This window comes from Devosia epidermidihirudinis (genome assembly GCF_000971295.1).
In the GTDB taxonomy this organism is placed as follows: domain Bacteria; phylum Pseudomonadota; class Alphaproteobacteria; order Rhizobiales; family Devosiaceae; genus Devosia; species Devosia epidermidihirudinis.
Genome location: NZ_LANJ01000046.1, coordinates 18,354 through 36,033, shown reverse-complemented (window position 1 = coordinate 36,033; position 17,680 = coordinate 18,354). Strand labels below are relative to the sequence as shown.

The 17,680-nt window shown below is 62.1% G+C and carries 14 protein-coding genes; 11 read left to right on the top strand and 3 right to left on the bottom strand.

The window, feature by feature from the left end; all coding sequences use genetic code 11:
* Nucleotides 1-10 precede the first annotated feature (10 nt).
* The 3 genes from ligD to WH87_RS16815 form a co-directional block, all read right to left on the bottom strand.
* Entirely contained in the window at nucleotides 11-2,551 is a 2,541-nt protein-coding gene (gene ligD, locus WH87_RS16825; protein WP_046138982.1) for a DNA ligase D, read from the bottom strand.
* A 3-nt stretch (nucleotides 2,552-2,554) separates the two neighbouring features.
* Entirely contained in the window at nucleotides 2,555-3,409 is an 855-nt protein-coding gene (ku, locus tag WH87_RS16820; RefSeq protein ID WP_046138983.1) for a non-homologous end joining protein Ku, read from the bottom strand.
* Nucleotides 3,410-3,480: 71 nt separating this feature from the next.
* Nucleotides 3,481-3,957, bottom strand: coding sequence for an Lrp/AsnC family transcriptional regulator (locus tag WH87_RS16815; RefSeq protein ID WP_082092761.1), 477 nt, complete (start codon nucleotides 3,955-3,957; stop codon nucleotides 3,481-3,483).
* A gap of 129 nt (nucleotides 3,958-4,086) precedes the next feature.
* Here WH87_RS16815 and WH87_RS16810 point away from each other — a divergent pair, with 129 nt between their 5' ends.
* The 11 genes from WH87_RS16810 to WH87_RS16760 all read left to right on the top strand — a co-directional run bounded on the left by WH87_RS16810 (nucleotide 4,087) and on the right by WH87_RS16760 (nucleotide 17,610).
* Nucleotides 4,087-6,465, top strand: a complete 2,379-nt coding sequence (locus tag WH87_RS16810) for a transketolase (RefSeq protein ID WP_046138984.1) — start codon at nucleotides 4,087-4,089, stop codon at nucleotides 6,463-6,465.
* 320 nt (nucleotides 6,466-6,785) lie between these two features.
* Nucleotides 6,786-7,559, top strand: coding sequence for an IclR family transcriptional regulator (locus WH87_RS16805; RefSeq protein WP_197410838.1), 774 nt, complete (start codon nucleotides 6,786-6,788; stop codon nucleotides 7,557-7,559).
* A 10-nt stretch (nucleotides 7,560-7,569) separates the two neighbouring features.
* Nucleotides 7,570-7,875, top strand: a complete 306-nt coding sequence (locus WH87_RS16800; RefSeq protein ID WP_046138986.1) for an L-rhamnose mutarotase — start codon at nucleotides 7,570-7,572, stop codon at nucleotides 7,873-7,875.
* A 28-nt stretch (nucleotides 7,876-7,903) separates the two neighbouring features.
* Nucleotides 7,904-9,085 (top strand): enolase C-terminal domain-like protein, encoded by a 1,182-nt coding sequence (locus WH87_RS16795; protein ID WP_052726398.1) that lies wholly within the window; start codon nucleotides 7,904-7,906, stop codon nucleotides 9,083-9,085.
* Nucleotide 9,086: 1 nt separating this feature from the next.
* Nucleotides 9,087-10,148: an aldo/keto reductase gene (locus tag WH87_RS16790; RefSeq protein ID WP_046138987.1), complete on the top strand. Its 1,062-nt coding sequence runs from the start codon at nucleotides 9,087-9,089 to the stop codon at nucleotides 10,146-10,148.
* 18 nt (nucleotides 10,149-10,166) lie between these two features.
* On the top strand, nucleotides 10,167-10,916 hold the full coding sequence (locus tag WH87_RS16785) for an SDR family NAD(P)-dependent oxidoreductase (protein WP_046138988.1): 750 nt from the start codon (nucleotides 10,167-10,169) through the stop codon (nucleotides 10,914-10,916).
* 250 nt (nucleotides 10,917-11,166) lie between these two features.
* Entirely contained in the window at nucleotides 11,167-12,768 is a 1,602-nt protein-coding gene (locus WH87_RS16780) for a peptide ABC transporter substrate-binding protein (protein ID WP_046138989.1), read from the top strand.
* Nucleotides 12,769-12,827: 59 nt separating this feature from the next.
* On the top strand, nucleotides 12,828-14,594 hold the full coding sequence (locus tag WH87_RS16775) for an ABC transporter ATP-binding protein (protein ID WP_046138990.1): 1,767 nt from the start codon (nucleotides 12,828-12,830) through the stop codon (nucleotides 14,592-14,594).
* A gap of 13 nt (nucleotides 14,595-14,607) precedes the next feature.
* Nucleotides 14,608-15,540, top strand: coding sequence for an ABC transporter permease (locus tag WH87_RS16770; protein WP_046138991.1), 933 nt, complete (start codon nucleotides 14,608-14,610; stop codon nucleotides 15,538-15,540).
* Complete coding sequence (locus tag WH87_RS16765) at nucleotides 15,537-16,433, top strand: ABC transporter permease (protein ID WP_046138992.1); 897 nt, start codon at nucleotides 15,537-15,539, stop codon at nucleotides 16,431-16,433. The genes WH87_RS16770 and WH87_RS16765 overlap by 4 nt, the downstream gene beginning before the upstream one ends.
* A 1-nt stretch (nucleotide 16,434) precedes the next feature.
* On the top strand, nucleotides 16,435-17,610 hold the full coding sequence (locus WH87_RS16760) for an aminotransferase class V-fold PLP-dependent enzyme (protein ID WP_197410837.1): 1,176 nt from the start codon (nucleotides 16,435-16,437) through the stop codon (nucleotides 17,608-17,610).
* Nucleotides 17,611-17,680: the final 70 nt, after the last annotated feature.

Below are 17,680 nucleotides of genomic sequence, written 5' to 3'. Positions count from 1 at the left end.
GACTAATACCTTAGTCGGGCAGCTTGTCCGTCAGCGCCTTGCCGATGGTTTGCGTCACCTCAAAATAGCCCGTCCATGGGTCCGCATCGCCCGCGCGCTCGGCCGCCTCGGCGAGGCCGAACTGGTCGGCTGACGTCACGCGCTCCAACTCGGCCCAGCTGACGGGAACGGCGGCGGGTGCCTTGTCGCGCGAGCGGCTGGACCAGGGGGCAATGGCGGTCGAGCCGCGCTCGTTGCGCAGATAATCGACGAACAGCTTGCCCTTGCGCTTGGCCTTGCTGAGGTTGGCGGTGAAGCGGTCGGGCTCGCGCTCGGCCAGCAACTGCGCCACGGTCTTGCAGAATTCCTTGACCACGGGCCATTCGGCCTTGGGCACCAATGGCGCGATAACGTGCACACCCTTGCCACCGCTGACCAGCGGATAGCTCTTGAGCCCCACTTCCTCGAGCAGCGCGCCGATATCCTTGGCGGCCGATTTCACCGCATCAAAGCCAAGCCCCTCATCGGGGTCGATATCGAAGATGATGCGCTCGGGCTTTTCGATATCCTTGTTGCGCGCCCCCCACAGATGCCACTCGAGCACGTTCATCTGCGTACCCGCGATCAACCCGGCAAGGTCCTCGACATAGAAGTAATCTTCCTTGCTGCCGTCCTTCTCGGTGATCATCAGCGACTTCATTGCGTCGGGGAAACCACCCGTGTCGTGCTTCTGAAAGAAGCAGTATTGGGCGTGTCCCTGCGGACAGCGCAGCAGGCTGAGCGGACGTCTGGCCACATAGGGCAGCATGGCATCGGCCACGGCGGCGTAATAGGCAACGAGATCGCCCTTGGTGACGCCCTGCCCCGGATAAATCACCCGTTCGGGACTGGTGAGTTTTACCCCAACAGCCGCCGCCGCATCGACCCCGACATCACCCGAAGCAGTCGTTGGCTCTTCCACGGCAACCTCCTTGGCGGGCTTATCCTCGCGCAGCCCGATAAACGATGGGTGGCGCAGAATGCCGTCGGGGGTGAACTCCGCGTAACCGATTTCGGCGACCAGCTTGGGGGTCACCCATTTGGCCGTGCGGGCAATGGCAGCGGGCACCTCGACAAAGGGCGAGCTGTCGCGCGTAAGCTCTTTCAGCTGGTTCTGGAGAGCCTCGGCCACATCTTCGGAAAAGCCGGTGCCGACGCGACCGCGATAGACCAGTTTCTTGCCCTCCCATGTCCCCAGCAGCAGTGAGGCAAAGGACTTGCGCTTGGCGGAGGGCGACCAGCCGGCGATGACGAACTCCTGCCGTTTGGAGCATTTGATCTTGAGCCAGCTTTTGTTGCGCTCGCCGCGATAGGGCGCGTCGGCGCGCTTGGCGATCACGCCTTCATGGCCCGCTGCGCAGATGGCGTCGAATACCTTCTGTCCATTGCCACTGACATGGCTGGAAAACTGGATGGGAGACGCCTTATCGGTGGCCCCCAGCAATGTCTCGAGCTTGTCCTTGCGCTCCAGCAGCGGCAGGCCGGTCAGATCTTTGCCATCCAGCTCAAGCAGATCAAAGGCGAAGAACACCAGCGGACCGCCATCGGACAGCGCGTCCTTGAGGGTGGAGAAATCGGTTCGCCCCTTGTCGTCAAAGGCGCAGATTTCGCCGTCGATCAGCGCCGTGCCATTGGTCAGCGCGGCAAGTGGGGCGACCATGGCGCCGAATGTGTCGGTCCAGTCGAGGCCGGTGCGAGTGAACAGGCGCACCGTGCCCCCGGCCACCGCCGCCATACAGCGATACCCGTCATATTTCATCTCGAACACCCAGTCCGCGCCCTCAGGCACGCTATCGACCAGGGTCGCCAGTTGCGGGCTCTGAAACGCCGGCAGATCACCCACCGGGCGGACCTTTTTCGCCTTGGGCGGGGCTTTGTCCGGGTCGGAGTGCCAGACGGCCTTGGTCGGCGTGGGGCTGGCCTTTTTGGCCTTGAGCCCCTTGGCGATGCCGTCAAAATCACGACCTGTGGACACCGACTTGATGAAAGTCTCGGTCAGCGAGTCATGGTCCCTGGCATAGTCATCGCGGTGTTTGATGAGCAGCCAGTTTTCGCGATCAGCACCCGTCTTGCGCTTGGTGTCGCGCCCCTTCATGTGCACCAGAACCCATTCGCCCTTCATACGCTGGCCATGAATGCGCATCTTGAGGTCGCCTTCAGCCAGCCCCCGATGCGGATCGTTGATCGGCTCCCAGGTGCCCTCGTCCCACAGCATGACGGTCCCACCGCCATACTCGCCCTTGGGAATGGTGCCCTCAAACGTGCCGTACTCCACCGGGTGATCCTCGACACGCACGGCCAACCGCTTGTCCTCGGGATTATCGGAAGGGCCACGCATCACCGCCCAGCTTTTAAGAACCCCATCCATTTCGATGCGGAAGTCGAAGTGAAGCCGCGTCGCATCATGCTTCTGCACCACGAAGCGCCCACCCGCCGCGCCTTCTGCCCCCGCACTGCCAGCCGGCTCGCTGGTTTTGGCGAAGTCGCGCTTGGTGCGGTATTCCTGCAGCAAGTCGGTGGATTTGGCGGCCATGGCCTAGACCGCCTTCTTGCGCGGACTGGCCTTGGGCTTGGTGGCGGCCTTGCCCGGAGCGCCGGTGCCTTCAAGGCTCGATTTGAGCGCGGCCATCAGGTCGACCACATTGGAACCGCTGGGGCGTTCTTCGGGCTCTTCCTCTTTAGTGGAGACGCGCTTGCCCTTGGATTTGAGCTTGCGCCCGATCAGCTCGCGCAGGGCTGCCTGATAGTGATCCTTGAAAATGCCCGCATCGAACTTGGCGGTCTTTTTGTCGATCAGCGCCGTCGCGACTTCCAGCAGGTCTTCATCGGCCTTTTTGGCCGATATGGAGGAAAAGAACGGGTCCGCCTTGCGGATTTCATCTTCGTAATGGAGCGTTTCCATCAACAGGCCGGTGCCGGTGGGCTGCACCGCCACGAGGTATTCCTTGCCGCGCAGGGCCAGCTGGCCGAGGCCGACTTTCTTGCTGGCGCGCAGCGCGTCGCGGATCACCCGAAAGGCGTCTTCCGCCAGCTCATCGGCAGGCACCACGAAATAGGGTTTGTCGAAATAGATCGGGTCGATCTCATGGGCATCGACGAACTGGGTCAGCTCCAGCGTCTTGCGGGTTTCCAGTTTGACGGCGTCAATCTCGTCATCGGTGAGCAGGACGTAGTCGCCCTTCTCATATTCGAACCCCTTCATGATCTCGTCTTTGTCGACAGGGCCGATCCCCGCCACCACCTTTTCGTAGTTGATGGGTTTGCCGCTGGGCTCGTGAATTTGGCGAAAGCTCGGCTTGGCATTGGGCTTGGTGGCCGAGAACAGCTCCACCGCAATCGAGACGAGCGACAGGCGAAGCTGCCCTTTCCAGATCGGACGCGAGACGGGCATGACGCACTCCACGGGTTCTGAGACTCATGAAGAACGGGACTCCCCGTGCAAATGTTCCGCGCCCTGCCCCGCTACAGCGGCAAGACTCGGGAATATTTGACCTGGCCGAGCGAGAAGCTACTCTCGATGGAGGCGACGCCCTCCACCTGGGTCAGCTTTTCCCGCAGGAAATGCTCATAGGCTTCGAGGTCGGCACAGACCACGCGCAGCAGAAAATCGAACTGCCCGGTCATGAGGTAACACTCCATCACCTCGGGCCATCGGCTGATGGCCGCGCCAAACGCATCGAGTTCATGGGCGCGCTGGCGCTCCAGCTTGATCGAGATGAACACCGAAACCGGCAGGCCCACCGCCTTTTGATCCACCGTGGCGCTATAGGCGGCGATGATCCCCGCCTTTTCCATCTGCCGGATGCGGCGCAGGCAGGGCGAGGCAGACAGGCCAACCCGGTCGGCAATGGCCTGCACCGTCATGCGGCCATCTTCCTGCAGCGCGCGCAGGATTTTGCGATCGACCGCAGTCAGCTCAGTTTTGGCAGATTCCGCCAATTCAGTACCCCAAGTTTATCACTTCATGCGCAACGACCCGCGCGAACGGTCAGAATAGACGAGAACAATCCACTGGCAAGGCGCACACTCCGAGAAAATACCCGGGAGGATTTTGTGGATATTGGCGGCATGGGCGGCGGGCACGACGCAGATCAGCGCATCGCTGTGATCGAGGCACTGACGAAAAAGGCACTATGGCTCTCCAATTGGATGATCCATCACGCCAACCATATCCGTCCCAATGTCGATGGCGTGAAGGTGGGCGGGCATCAGGCCTCGTCCGCGTCGATGGCCGCGATCATGGCCGCTCTCTATTTCGGCGTGCTGCGCCCTGAGGACCGGGTTGCGGTCAAGCCCCACGCGTCGCCGGTGTTCCATGCCATTCAATATCTGTTCGGCAAGCAGAGCCTGGAAAAGATCGAGAACTTCCGCGCCTTTGGCGGCGCGCAGTCCTACCCCTCGCGCACCAAGGACACCGATGACGTGGACATTTCCACCGGCTCGGTGGGCCTTGGCGTGGCCTTCACCGCCTTTGCCTCCCTGATCCAGGATTATGTCCGCGCCAAGCCATGGGCGCGCAAGGATGTTGCCGAGGGCCGCATGGTCGCTCTGGTGGGCGATGCCGAGCTCGACGAGGGCAATGTCTATGAATGCCTGCTCGAAGGCTGGAAGCATGGCCTGCGTAATACGTGGTGGATCATCGACTATAATCGACAGAGCCTTGATGGCGTGGTGCGCGAAGGCCTCTATGACCGCATCGAAGCGATCTTCCGTGCCTTTGACTGGAATGTCGTGACGCTCAAATATGGCGCGCTGCAACGCGCGGCTTTTGCCGAACCAGGCGGCGAAAAGCTCAAGAGCTGGATCGACGCGGCCCCCAACGCGATCTATTCCGCCCTGATGTTCCGTGGCGGCGCGGCATGGCGCGAGCGCCTGCTCGACGAGATCGGCGATCAGGGCAATGTCACCGCCCTCATCAATCGCCGCAGCGATGCGCAACTGGCCGAACTGATGGCCAATCTGGGCGGCCATTGCACACAGAGCCTGCTGGAACAGTTCGAAGCCGCCGGCAGTGACAAGCCGACCGTGTTCATCGCCTATACCGTCAAGGGCTGGGCAACGCCTTTGGCTGGCCACAAGGACAACCATGCCGGGCAGATGACCGGGACGCAGATCGACATTCTGCGCAAGTCTATGAATGTGCGCGAAGGCCATGAGTGGGACAAGTTCGAGGGCATGGCCGATGCGGCTGGCATTGAGCGCTTCCTCGCCACTGTGCCGTTCAACACCTCCAAAACGCGCCGCCTCAGCTCGCCTGCCGTCCCCACCATTGGACCGCAGTTTGTTGGTACCGGCGCGACCTCGACCCAGACCGCCTTCGGCAAGATTCTTGACGCCATCGCCAAGACCGATAGCGAGCTGGCGCGCCGCATCATCACCACTTCGCCCGACGTGACCGTCTCGACAAACCTCGGCACCTGGGTCAACCGCCGCAATCTCTACGCCAACCGCGAAATGGTGGACGTGTTCCAGAAGGAATCCATTCCCTCGGCGCAGAAATGGCGCTTCACGCCAGAAGGCCAGCATTTCGAACTCGGCATTGCCGAAATGAACTTGTTCCTCGCCTTGGGCGCTGCCGGCCTCAGCCATTCATTGTTCGGGGAGCGCCTGCTGCCAATCGGCACGCTCTATGATCCGTTCATTTCGCGTGGCGCCGATGCGCTGAACTATGCCTGCTATCAGGACGCGCGGTTCCTGCTCGTGGCGACGCCGTCCGGTGTATCGCTGGCCGGTGAAGGCGGCGCGCATCAGTCCATCGCCTCGCCGTTGATCGGTATGGCGCAGGATGGGCTGGCTTCGTTCGAGCCTGCCTTTGCCGACGAGCTCTCTGTTATCATGGATTGGGCCTTCGACTATATGCAGCGCGAAGGCGATGCCCGCCCCGATCTGGCCGATTGGCCGCGCGACGTTACCGGTGGCTCGGTCTATCTGCGCCTCTCCACCCGCGGCATCGAGCAGCCCCCGCGCACCGTCGACAAGCCACTGGCCGACGACATCATTCGCGGTGCCTATTGGCTCAAGGCGCCCGATCCAAGCTGCGAAGTGGTGATCGCCTATCAGGGCGTGTTGGCCAGCGAAGCCATCGCCGCGGCCGCTGCCATCGGTGGCGACCGTCGTAATGTCGCCATCCTCGCAGTCACCTCGGCCGACCGCCTCAATGCCGGCTGGCACGCCGCCCAGCGCGCCCGCATGCATGGCGACAGCGATGCCCGCAGCCATATCGAAACGCTTTTGGCCGATATCCCCTACCGCGCGGGCCTCGTGACCGCCATTGATGCCCATCCGGCAACGCTGGGCTGGCTGGGGAGCGTGCTGGGTCACCGCACCATCACGCTCGGCGTCGAGCATTTCGGACAGACCGGCACGGTCAACGACCTCTATGCCCATTTCGGCATCGACGCGAACGCGATTGAGACAGCGGCACGGAGCCTGTCGTCCGGGCGCTAGTCCGACCCGCCAAGGCCGCCACACCCACCAGTCGTCACCCTCGGGCTTGACCCGAGGGTTCTTCACTTACAGCGCTCTCCGCAAGAGCCCTCGGGTCAAGCCCGAGGGTGACGATCTGTGGGGAGGATAGCTAGGGGCAGAACCGGCTCCGTGACGATCCGTGGGCGAGACTCGCTCCGCGCATCCGCCAAAACCTCCACCCCACATTTGTCAGTTGACAGACATATCTTCCCTTCGCTCTACTATTGGAACACACCGTTCCAAATATGGAACACCCGCAGAAGCCGAATGGCACGCGGATCGAGGGAGGATTGCCACGCATGTCGAGCGTGAGACGCGCAATAACTGTGCTGGACCTGTTGGCGCGCAAAGGCGCCATGGGCGTCCGTGCCGTTGCGCAGCATCTCGACCTGCCCGTCGGCTCCACCCATCGCCTGCTGGAAGATCTCGCTGCCGAACGCGTGGTTGAACGCAACGAGGCCGGGGACTGGCAGCTGGCTTATCGCCTGCTCGAAATCACCGATTTGCAGATGGACGGCATTCAGCTGCCGCGACTCGCCCGTCCGTTCTTTGACGCGATGGCCGAGGCCACGCGCGAAACGGTCAATCTCAACGTGCTCAGCGACGGCAACTGCATCTGCGTCGACAAGGTGCGCGGCAATGAGGGCATGCAGCTCGATTGGCGCATCGGCACCAGCAGTCCGCTGCATTGCGGCGGCAGCGCCAAGGCGATCCTGGCCTATATGAGCGAGGCCGAAATCGAGCGCGTAGCCCAAGGCCCCCTGCCCGAATTTACCGCCCACACCATTACCAGCCCGGACGCGCTCAAGGCCGAGCTGGGCCGCATTCGCCAGCGCGGCTACGCCATCGACGCCGAGGAAATGGTGCTGGGTATCATGTGCGTCGGCATGCCGATTTTCGACCGCGCCGGCAAGCCGGTCGGCGCGATCAGCATTTCGGGCCCGTCGCACAAGGCGCCCGGCGAGTCGGTGCAGCATCTGGTCGATATGCTCAGCAATGCCTGCGGCCAGGTCAGCCGCGCGCTTGGCTATATCGGCGGCTGGCCACCAACCCACCTGTCAGCACGCAATTGAGGAGCCCGGTATGCGATCCGCATGGGTGATGACGCTCAAGCCCGGCCAAGAGGCGAGCTACAAGCAAAAGCACGATGAAATCTGGCCCGAGATGATCGACATGCTCAAGGCCCAGGGCATCAGCAATTACTCGATTTATCGACATGGGTTGACCCTGTTTGCCCATCTCGAACGCGATGAGAGCGCCACGCCCGACGAAGCGGCGTTCGAGGAACTGGCGCAGCGCTGGAAGGAATGGATGGCGCCGCACATGGAAACCCATGCGGACCTCACCCCGGTCGTCGACCACGTCGAAGAAGTTTTCCGGCTCGATTGAGCCAATTCACCATGCGGAACATCGCACTATGAAGATCGCGTCCATTCAGGCCTTCGCCATGACCAACCCCCTGGGTGTTGGTCCCTATGAAGAGGAAAACAAGGCGAAGGCACGCCGCCCGGCCTGGCACCAGAATGATGAAGTCGCCAACCCCATGTCCCGCTATCCGCGCTACAAGGCGCATCGGTCGAGCTGGCTGGGCAGCTATCCGGCCGTCGGCGTCATCGTCACCGCCGATGATGGCAGCTGGGGCTTTGGCAGCAGCGGCTATGGCGCGCCGGTGGTCAGCCTGATCAATGATCATATCGGCCCGCTCCTGCTGGATGAAAATCCGCTGGCGACGGAAAAGCTCTACGACATGATGATGCGCATCACGTCGCCCTATTCCTCCTCGGGGCTGGCGTCCTACGCCATCAGCGCCGTCGATCTGGCGCTGTGGGACCTTAAGGGGCGCCTCCTCAAGATGCCGGTTTATGAGCTGGCTGGCGGCCCCGCCCGCGACAAGCAATTTTGCTATGCCACCGGCAATGACACTGATTGGCACATGGAGCTGGGCTTTGGCGCCACCAAGCTCGCCTGCCCCTATGGCACCGCCGATGGCCTCGCCGCGATCAACAAGAACGAGGATTTCGTCGGCAAGGCGCGCCAGCTGATCGGGCGCGATGTCGAACTGATGCTCGATTGCTGGATGGCGTTTGACGTAGAGTTCGCCGTGCGGCTGGCCGAGCGCCTGCGCCCCTACAATCTCAAGTGGATCGAAGATTGCCTGATCCCCGAAAACATGGGCGCCCACCGCGCCCTGCGCGATCGCCTGCCCTGGCAGACGCTGGCGACCGGCGAACACTGGTACACGCCGCACACCTTCTTTGACGCTGCCAAGGACCGCGTGGCCGATATCTTCCAACCCGACATTCACTGGGTCGGCGGCTTCACCGCCTGCCAGCGCATCGCGGCGATTGCCGATGCCGCCGGGCTCGAAGTGATCCTTCACGCGGGCATGAACACCCCGTTCGGCCAGCACTTCAGCTATGCCAATACCAATACGCGCTGGGGCGAGTATTTCGTCGGTGGTGCGCCGGGCATTCCGTCCGAACGCACCCATGGCTATCCCGGCATGGCTGTGCCGGTGGACGGCTATTGTGTACCAAGCGATGCGCCCGGCTTCGGTCATGGCTTCACGCTCGACACTCTGGCAGCGCTCAAGGTCTGAGATGGAACAAGGTTCTCTCCCTCCTACCCGTCAGGTTGGCAAAACCAGCCTCCGCCTGCCCGCCCTGGGTTTTGGCGCGGCCCATCTGGGCGGCATGTATCGGCGCGTGCCGGGCGAAGAAGCCCGGGCCACGCTCGATGCCGGCTGGACCGGCGGCGTCCGCTATTTCGATACCGCACCGTTTTACGGCAATGGCCTCAGCGAACACCGCACCGGCAGCTATCTGATCGATAAGGATCGTCGCGATTTCGTGCTGACCACCAAGGTCGGACGCTATCTGCGTCGCCCCGCCGATCCCGACACATTTGACCGTGCGCCATGGGGCGGCGGGCTCAATTTCGAATGCGTATTCGACTACAGCTATGATGGCTTCATGCGCTCCTATGAGCAAAGCCTGCAGCGCCTGGCGACCGACCGCATCGACGCCCTGCTCGTGCATGATCTCGATGCGGGCGCGCATGGCGACCAGTTCGAAAAGCGCCTCAACGACATGACCACCAGTGGCATTAAGGCGCTGGAAGAACTCAAGCGCGCTGGCGATATCCGTGCCATCGGCATGGGCATCAATATCGCGGCCTCGCTCGACAATATCGCAACGCTCGTCGATCTCGATTTCATCGTGCTGGCCATGCCCTATACCCTGCTCGATCAGGGCGTGTTGCATGATGGTCTGGCGCGGTGCCTGCGCGACAATATCGGCGTGGTGGTCGGTGCGCCGTTTGCCTCGGGCATTCTGGCCACCGGGCCGGGGCCGGATGCGCGCTATGGCTATGTCGTTGCGTCCGACGCCATTCAGGACAAGGTGCGCCGCATTCAGGCGGTGGGCGATGCCCATGGCGTGACGCTGCAATCGGCAGCGCTGCAATTTCCGGTTGCGCACCCAGCCGTCGTCTCGGTCATTCCGGGCGCCGCGCGGCCATCTGAAATTAGCAACAACATCGCCTCGATGCAGGCGGTCATTCCAGACGCTTACTGGAGCGACCTCAAGAACGAGGGCCTCATCCATATCGACGCGCCCGTGCCCCAGGCGGCCGGACGCATTCAAACCAACGCGATGGCATAACCAGCCAGGGATAGTGCAGTGAACACATATGATTTCGACGGTCGCATTGCGATCATCACCGGCGGCGGTCAGGGCATCGGCCTCACCACGGCAGAGCGTATACTGGACAATGGCGGCCGCGTCAGCATCTGGGATATCGACCAGAAGCTGCTCGACGCCGTTACTGCCAAGCATGGCACCGAGCGTGTGCAGACCCTGCGCGTCGATATCAGCGACAAAGATGGCGTCACCAATGCCGTCGACGCCGTCATTGCCCGCTTCGGCAAGATCGATGTGCTGATCAACAACGCTGCCATTGTTGGCCCTAATGCCCCGACCTGGGAATATCCCATCGAGGACTTCATCAAGGTGGTGCAGATCGGCCTGGTCGGCACGTTCCTCGTCAGCCGCGCCGTCGTGCCCCACATGATCGCTGCCAATTATGGCCGCATCGTCAATCTGAGCTCGGTGGCGGGCAAGGAGGGCAACCCGAACGCTCCGGCCTATTCCTCCACCAAGGCGGGCGTGCTGGCGCTCACCAAATCGCTGGGCAAGGAACTGGCCGGCTACAACATCGCGGTCAACGCCGTGACGCCTGCCGTCGCCAAAACCACGATGGCGCTGAGCCAAGCCCCCGAATTCCTCGCGATGATCCTGTCCAAGATCCCGCGCGGCCGTATGCTCGAACTCGATGAAGCTGCCGCGATGATCTGCTGGCTGGCCACGTCGGAAAACTCATTCACCACCGGATCGACCTTCGATCTGTCCGGTGGACGCGCGACCTACTAGGGTCGCGCATATCGGAAAAGCCTGCTTAAGCAGGGATTTGAACCGGCCGAACGCCCTCGCGTCGTCCCCGGCTTGTTCAGTCCAAAAGGATATGTCAGACATATGTCATTCGACTTTTCTTTAATCTGCGACTGCAAGCTGAGCGTGGGGCAGGAGCCATCCACGAGCCGGAACGGAGAGGGCATGAGATCCTCCCGCAATGGCATTTGTCGGCGAACAAAACTTGGCTCTTCAATCTAGGAGGAACGGAATGAACTTCATGCTCAAGGTCGGTGGCGCATTGGCGCTGGCCGCCGTGCTGACTGCCCCGGCTCTGGCTCAGTCCAGGCTGGTCGCGCCCGGCCTGTCTACGACCGGAACCTATATGGACTATATGCGCACCGTTTACGCCCGCGCTGCGGGTGCTGATCTGGTGCAGGTGCCGCTGAGCGGCTTCGACAAGAACTACGAGCTGACCGCGCTGGCTGCCGAAAGCTGGGAACAGTCCGAGGATGGATTGACCTGGACGTTCAAGCTGCGCGATGGCCTCGTGTGGAGCGATGGCGAGCCTCTCAAGGCGTCGGACTATATCTTCTCGCTGCAGCAGGCTGCGACCTCGGGCTATGACTTTGCCTGGTATTGGGACACTGCCGCCAGCATCGCCAACTGGAAGGAAGTGACCGACGGCACTGCCGACGTGTCCACCCTTGGCATCAAGGCCGTCGACGATCACACCATCACCGTCACCACCGTCACGCCAAAGCCCTATCTGCCAAGCGTTGTGAGCCTTTGGTACCCAACGCCTAAGCATCAGTTCGACAAGGTCGGCGAAGACTGGTCGACCAATGTAGACACCATCGTCGCCTCCGGCCCGTTCAAGGTTCAGAGCTGGGAGAAGTCCAACAACACGGTCGTTCTGGAAAAGAACGAGAGCTATACCGGCCCATGGCAGGCTCAGGTGGATGAAGTCGAGATCGACTCCTCGCTCGGCTTGCCCGAAGTTGGCCTGCCCGCCTTCCTGGCTGGCGAAGCCGACATCTCCAACCTCAATGCCGGCCAGATCCCGGTGATGCGTCAGCGCATGCCGGACAATCTGCGTCAGGATGCGGTGTTTGCCGTCTCCTACATCTCGTTTGATCTGGATTCCCCGCCCTTCGACAATGTCGACGTGCGCCGCGCGTTCTACTATGCGGTCAATCGCGACGAGCTGACCTCGACCGTGCTGCGCGATCTGGCGGCACCCGCTGGCTCGATCCTGGCGCCCGGCTATCCTGGCTACAATGCCGAGATGGCGGCCAAGGCCGTGTTCGATCCGCAGAAGGCCAAGGACTTCATGACCGCCGCTGGTTATCCGGACGGCAAGGGCTTCCCCGAGGTGGAAATCTGGTTCCGTGAAGAAGGTGGCGCCAATGGCGCGATCCTGCCGCCAACTGCTCAGTACCTGCAGGCACAGTTCAAGGAGATCTTGGGGATCACCATGAACATCAAGATCATGCCCGGCAAGGACTGGATGGAAGGCCTTCTGGCGCGCAAGAATAACCTCTATATCGCGCCCTACGGCTACGATTATCTCGATCCGTCCAACTTCTTCGGCATCTTCTACAACGGTGGTCGTCACAACTACCACGTCGCCGAATATGACGCGCTGGTGGCGCAGGCCGACTCCAATCCCGTCTGGGAAGAACGCCTCAAGCTCTACGCGCAGGCCGAGCAGGTGATGATCGATCAGGGCATGATTGTGCCACTGGTGCACCCGCTGACCACCAGCGTCATCAGCGACGCCATCGGTGGCGATGCGACCGTGCCAAACGAGAACGGCTACACCCCGTTCGGCGCCTTCAGCTACATGTACACCCACATCACCAAGAACTAGCCCGCTAGTGCTGCGCGCTCCCGGTTTCGGCCGGGAGCGCAAGTTACGGAGAAACGTGAATGGCACTTGTCGATATCAGCGGCCTCAAGGTGAGCTTCCGCCAGCATGGTGGGGATGTCACGGCCGTCCACGACGTCAGCTTCAAGCTCAACGAAGGCGAAAGCCTTGGCATTGTCGGGGAATCCGGTTCCGGCAAATCGGTCACCTGTCTCGCCCTGATGCGCCTGCTCGCCTCCACCGCCAAGGTCGAGGCCGACCGGCTGATGCTGGACGATGTCAATGTGATGGACGCCAGCACCGGCGCCATGTCAGCGCTTCGCGGCAAGTCCGCGGCAATGATCTTTCAGGACCCGATGACGGCGTTCGACCCGGTGTTCACCATCGGTCAGCAGATCGTCGAGACCATCCGCACCCACCGCAAATCCTCAAAGCGCGCTGCTCTGGCCGAGGCCGAGCAGATGCTGCTCAAGGTTGAAATCAAGAACGCCAAAGACGTTCTCAGCTATTACCCGCACCAGCTTTCGGGCGGCATGTTGCAGCGCGCGATGATCGCCATGGCGCTCTCCTGCCAGCCCAAGCTGCTGATCGCCGATGAGCCAACCACCGCGCTCGACGTCACCATTCAGGCGCAGATCCTGCAGCTGATCAAATCGCTGCAGGCCGAGCTGGGCATGGCGCTGATCGTCATCACCCACGATCTCGGCGTCGTTGCCGAAACGGTGGATCGCGTCGCCGTCATGTATCGAGGCCGCGTCGTTGAAGAAGGCAGCGTTGCCGAGATCTTCGACAATCCGCAACAGGCTTACACCAAGTCGCTGCTCGCGAGCCTGCGCGCTGGCGAAGCGCGCCAGCCCGACGTCGAGAGCATCGACACTGCTGCGCCGGCGCTCGAGCTGCGCGGTCTATCCAAGACTTACCGCGTGCGTCGCCGTCGCCGCATCATGCATGAATATCTCGACTTCCACGCCGTGCGCGATGTGAGCCTCGTGCTGCCACGCAACAAGATTGTCGGCCTTGTCGGCGAATCCGGGTCCGGCAAGAGCACGACCGGCATGATGGCGATGCGGCTGACCCCGCCTTCGAGCGGGGAGATCCTCGTGGATGGCACCGATATCGGCGGGCTCGACGGCCCAGCCCTCAAGCAGTTCCGCCGCCGGATGCAGGTGGTGTTTCAGGACAGCTATTCGGCGCTCGATCCGGTCATGACACTGGCTCAGATCATTGCCGAGCCGCTGCACATCCATAACCTGCACACACCCAAGCAGCAGACAGAAATGGCCCTCGACTGGCTCGAACGCGTCGGACTCGATCGCAGCTTTGGCCAGCGCTATCCCCATGAACTGTCCGGTGGCCAGCGCCAGCGCGTAGCGATTGCTCGCGCGCTGATCCTGGGGCCCTCCGTGCTGGTAGCGGACGAGCCGACCTCGGCCCTCGACGTCTCGGTCAAGGCGCAGGTCATTGGTCTGCTCAAGCAGCTGCAGCAGGAAATGGGCCTCTCCATGCTGTTCATCAGCCACGACCTCAGCGTCGTGCGCTCGCTGACCGATAGCGTGGTGGTGATGTATCGCGGCCGCGTCGTCGAACAGGCGCCGACCGCACAGCTCTTTGCCAGCCCGCAGCACCCCTACACGCGCGCCCTGCTCGACGCCATTCCGGTGACCAATCCGAGCCTGCGCCGCGACCGTACCTTCCTCACCGCCGAGCAGATCGCCTCGGCAACGCCGCGTGTGTCGCGCTCCAGCATCGCCGATGCGCTGCCCGGCGAAACGCCACAACTCATCACTATCGCGCCCGGCCATCTGGTCGAAGCGATCGTCACCCATTGAGGACCGAAAACCCATGATCCTCTTCATCATCAAACGTCTCATCTCGATCGCGGCCACGTTCTTTGCCGTGTCGATCATCATCTTCCTGATGATGCATGCCGTGCCCGGTGGCCCCTTTGACGGCAATGACATGCCGGTCTCTGCCGCCGTGCGCGAACAGCTGATGGCCAAGCTCGGGCTCGATCAACCGCTCTGGGTGCAATACCTGAACTATATGGGCGGCGTGCTGCGCCTCGACTTCGGCGTGCCCTATCAGAGCCCCGGAGAGTCCGTGTTGTCGCTGCTGGCCAATGCCTGGCCTCCAAGCCTGATCCTCGGTGGTCTCGGCGTGCTGATCGGCGCGCCGCTGGGCATCCTGCTCGGCATGGCCGCCGCGCTTAACCGTAATAGCTGGATCGACTATCTGGCGTCCGCCGTGGCGACGCTGGGCCTGACCATTCCGGTGTTCGTCACCTCCATGCTGCTGATCCTGGTGTTTGCCGTCTGGCTCAACTGGCTCCCTGCCAGTGGCTGGGGCAAGCCGGAACGCTGGATCCTGCCGATCGTGGCCTACGCCGCCATTCCGCTGGCCACCTATGCCCGCTACACGCGCTCGGCGTTCCTCGACAACATCAACAAACCCTTCGTCACCACGCTCCGCGCCAAGGGCCTCAGCGAACGCCGCATCATCTTCCAGCATGTGCTCAAGAACTCGGCCATTCCGATGGTCACCGTGTTCCTGCCCATGTTCATCGGCACCGCCACCGGCTCGATCTTTGTGGAATCCATGTTCCGCGTGCCCGGCCTTGGCTCCTACTTCGTCTCCAGCATCCAGAACCGCGACTATCCGCTGGAAATGGCGCTTGTGCTCATGGTCACCGTGGCCATCTGCCTGGCCTATCTGATCTCCGACATCGTCTATGCCCTGATCAATCCGCGCATCCGCTTCGGAGGAAACAAGCAATGACCACCGAAACTGACGTCGCCCTCGCCGTGCCGCCTGCTTATGTGCAGCGCAGCCCCGCCTATTTCGCCCTTCGCCGCTTTCTCGCCAATCGGGCAGCGGTGGGCGGCGGCATCGTGTTGCTCATCCTGATCCTCGCGGCGATCTTTGCGCCGCTGCTCAGCAAGAGTGATCCGACGGCGCAGGCCTTCCTCAAGGACTCCCTCGCCTTCCCATCGGCCGAACACTGGTTTGGCGTCGATGATCTGGGGCGTGATTTCTTCACGCGCATTCTCTATGGCGCGCGCGTTTCGCTCACCATCGGCTTTGCCGCTGCGGCCTTCAGCGTCTTGATCGGCGTGCCACTCGGCGCGCTGGCCGGCTATTTCGGCGGCAAGACAGACTGGTTCATCATGCGCCTGATCGAGCTGTTCTCGGTGGTGCCGCCGCTGCTGGGGGCTATGCTGCTGGGCGCTTTGACCGGTGGTGGCTTTGTTACCATCATTGCCGTTGCGGCCCTGTTTGGCTGGGTCGGCGTGTGCCTGCTGGTGCGCGCACAGGTCAGCGCCTTCCGCGAGAAGGAGTTCGTCCGCGCAGCGCAGGCGCTCGGCGCTTCCCCCTGGTACATCATTCGCCGCCACCTGATCCCCAACTCGGTCTCGCCGATCATCGTTGGGTTTGTGCTCTCCATTCCGCTCGCCATGATGCTCGAAGCTGGTCTCAGTTTCCTCGGCATCGGCGTGCCACCACCCACGCCCAGCTGGGGCCAGATGATCAATGTCGGGATGAACTTCGTGTTCTTCTATTGGCACATGGCCCTGTTCCCAACCGCCGCTCTCGCCATTACCGTCCTCGCAACCACGCTGTTCGGCGATGGCCTGCGCGATGCTCTCGATCCTACCCAGAAGGGGCGCTAACGTGTCCGATAATCTTGCCAACCACTTCCTGCTCGGCGACGACGTCGTGTTTCTCAATCACGGCTCGTTCGGCGCCTGCCCGCGCCCGGTGTTCAAGGCCTATCAGGATTTCCAGCTCGAACTGGAACGCCAGCCCGTGGCGTTCCTTGCCCGTGAGCTGACCGAGCGCATGCGCATGCCGCGCGTTGCGCTCGCCGCAGAGGTTGGCACCAGCCCCGACAATGTCGTCGGCGTCACCAATGCCACGTTCGGCCTCAATATCGTCGCCCAGTCGCTAGACCTCAAAGAAGGCGATGAAATCCTGACCACCGACCATGAATATGCGTCGCTGGAAAAGACCTGGGCCTATGTGGCCCGGCGCACCGGCGCCAAGATCGTCGTCGTCGACATTCCCATTCCCCTGCTTGAGGAAAGCCAGTTCACCGACACCATCATTGGCGCGATGACCGATCGGACCAAGGTGCTGTTCCTCAGCCACATCACCTCGCCCACTGCGCTCTATTTCCCCATCGAGCGCGCCGTGGCCGAGGCGCGCAAGCGCGGCATCTATAGCGTCATCGACGGCGCACACACGCTGGGCCATGTGCCACTCGATATGGAAGCGCTGGGCGCCGATTTCTACGCCTCCAACTGCCACAAGTGGCTGATGGCCCCCAAGGGCTCAGCTTTCCTCTATGCCCGCCCCGAATTGCAGCACCTGCTCAACCCGCTGGTGATCGGCCATGGCTGGACCGCCGAGTCCAAGCAGCCCGGTGCCAAGGGCACCTTCGGCAATAGCCCCTTCATCGACGAAAACGAAGTGATGGGCACGCGCGATCCTGCCCCCATGTTGGCCGTTGCCGACGCCATTGCGTTCCGCCGCGAGCATGACTGGGACAGCGTCGCGCGCCAGTGCCAGCAGCTGGCGCACGAGACCGCAGCGCGGGTGCAAAAGCTCACCGGCCTGACGCCGCTCAGCGCGCCGCAGTTCAGCGCGCCGCAAATGGTCGCGATGCCAGTTCCCCATATCGCGGAGCCGCCAAAGTTCCAGCAAGAATTGATGGACAGGTACAGAATTGAAATTCCAGTGTTGAACTGGAAGTCCCATTCAATCGTGCGCGTGTCCGCCCAGGGTTACAATTCCAAACCCCAGATGGACTTACTTGTCGAAGCTCTCAAAGAAATGCTCGACCTCTAGCGAACAATTCGCTGACAAACTCGCTGAACTGTGGTGTGTGTGCGCCGGGACGCGAGGGATGGATACTGAC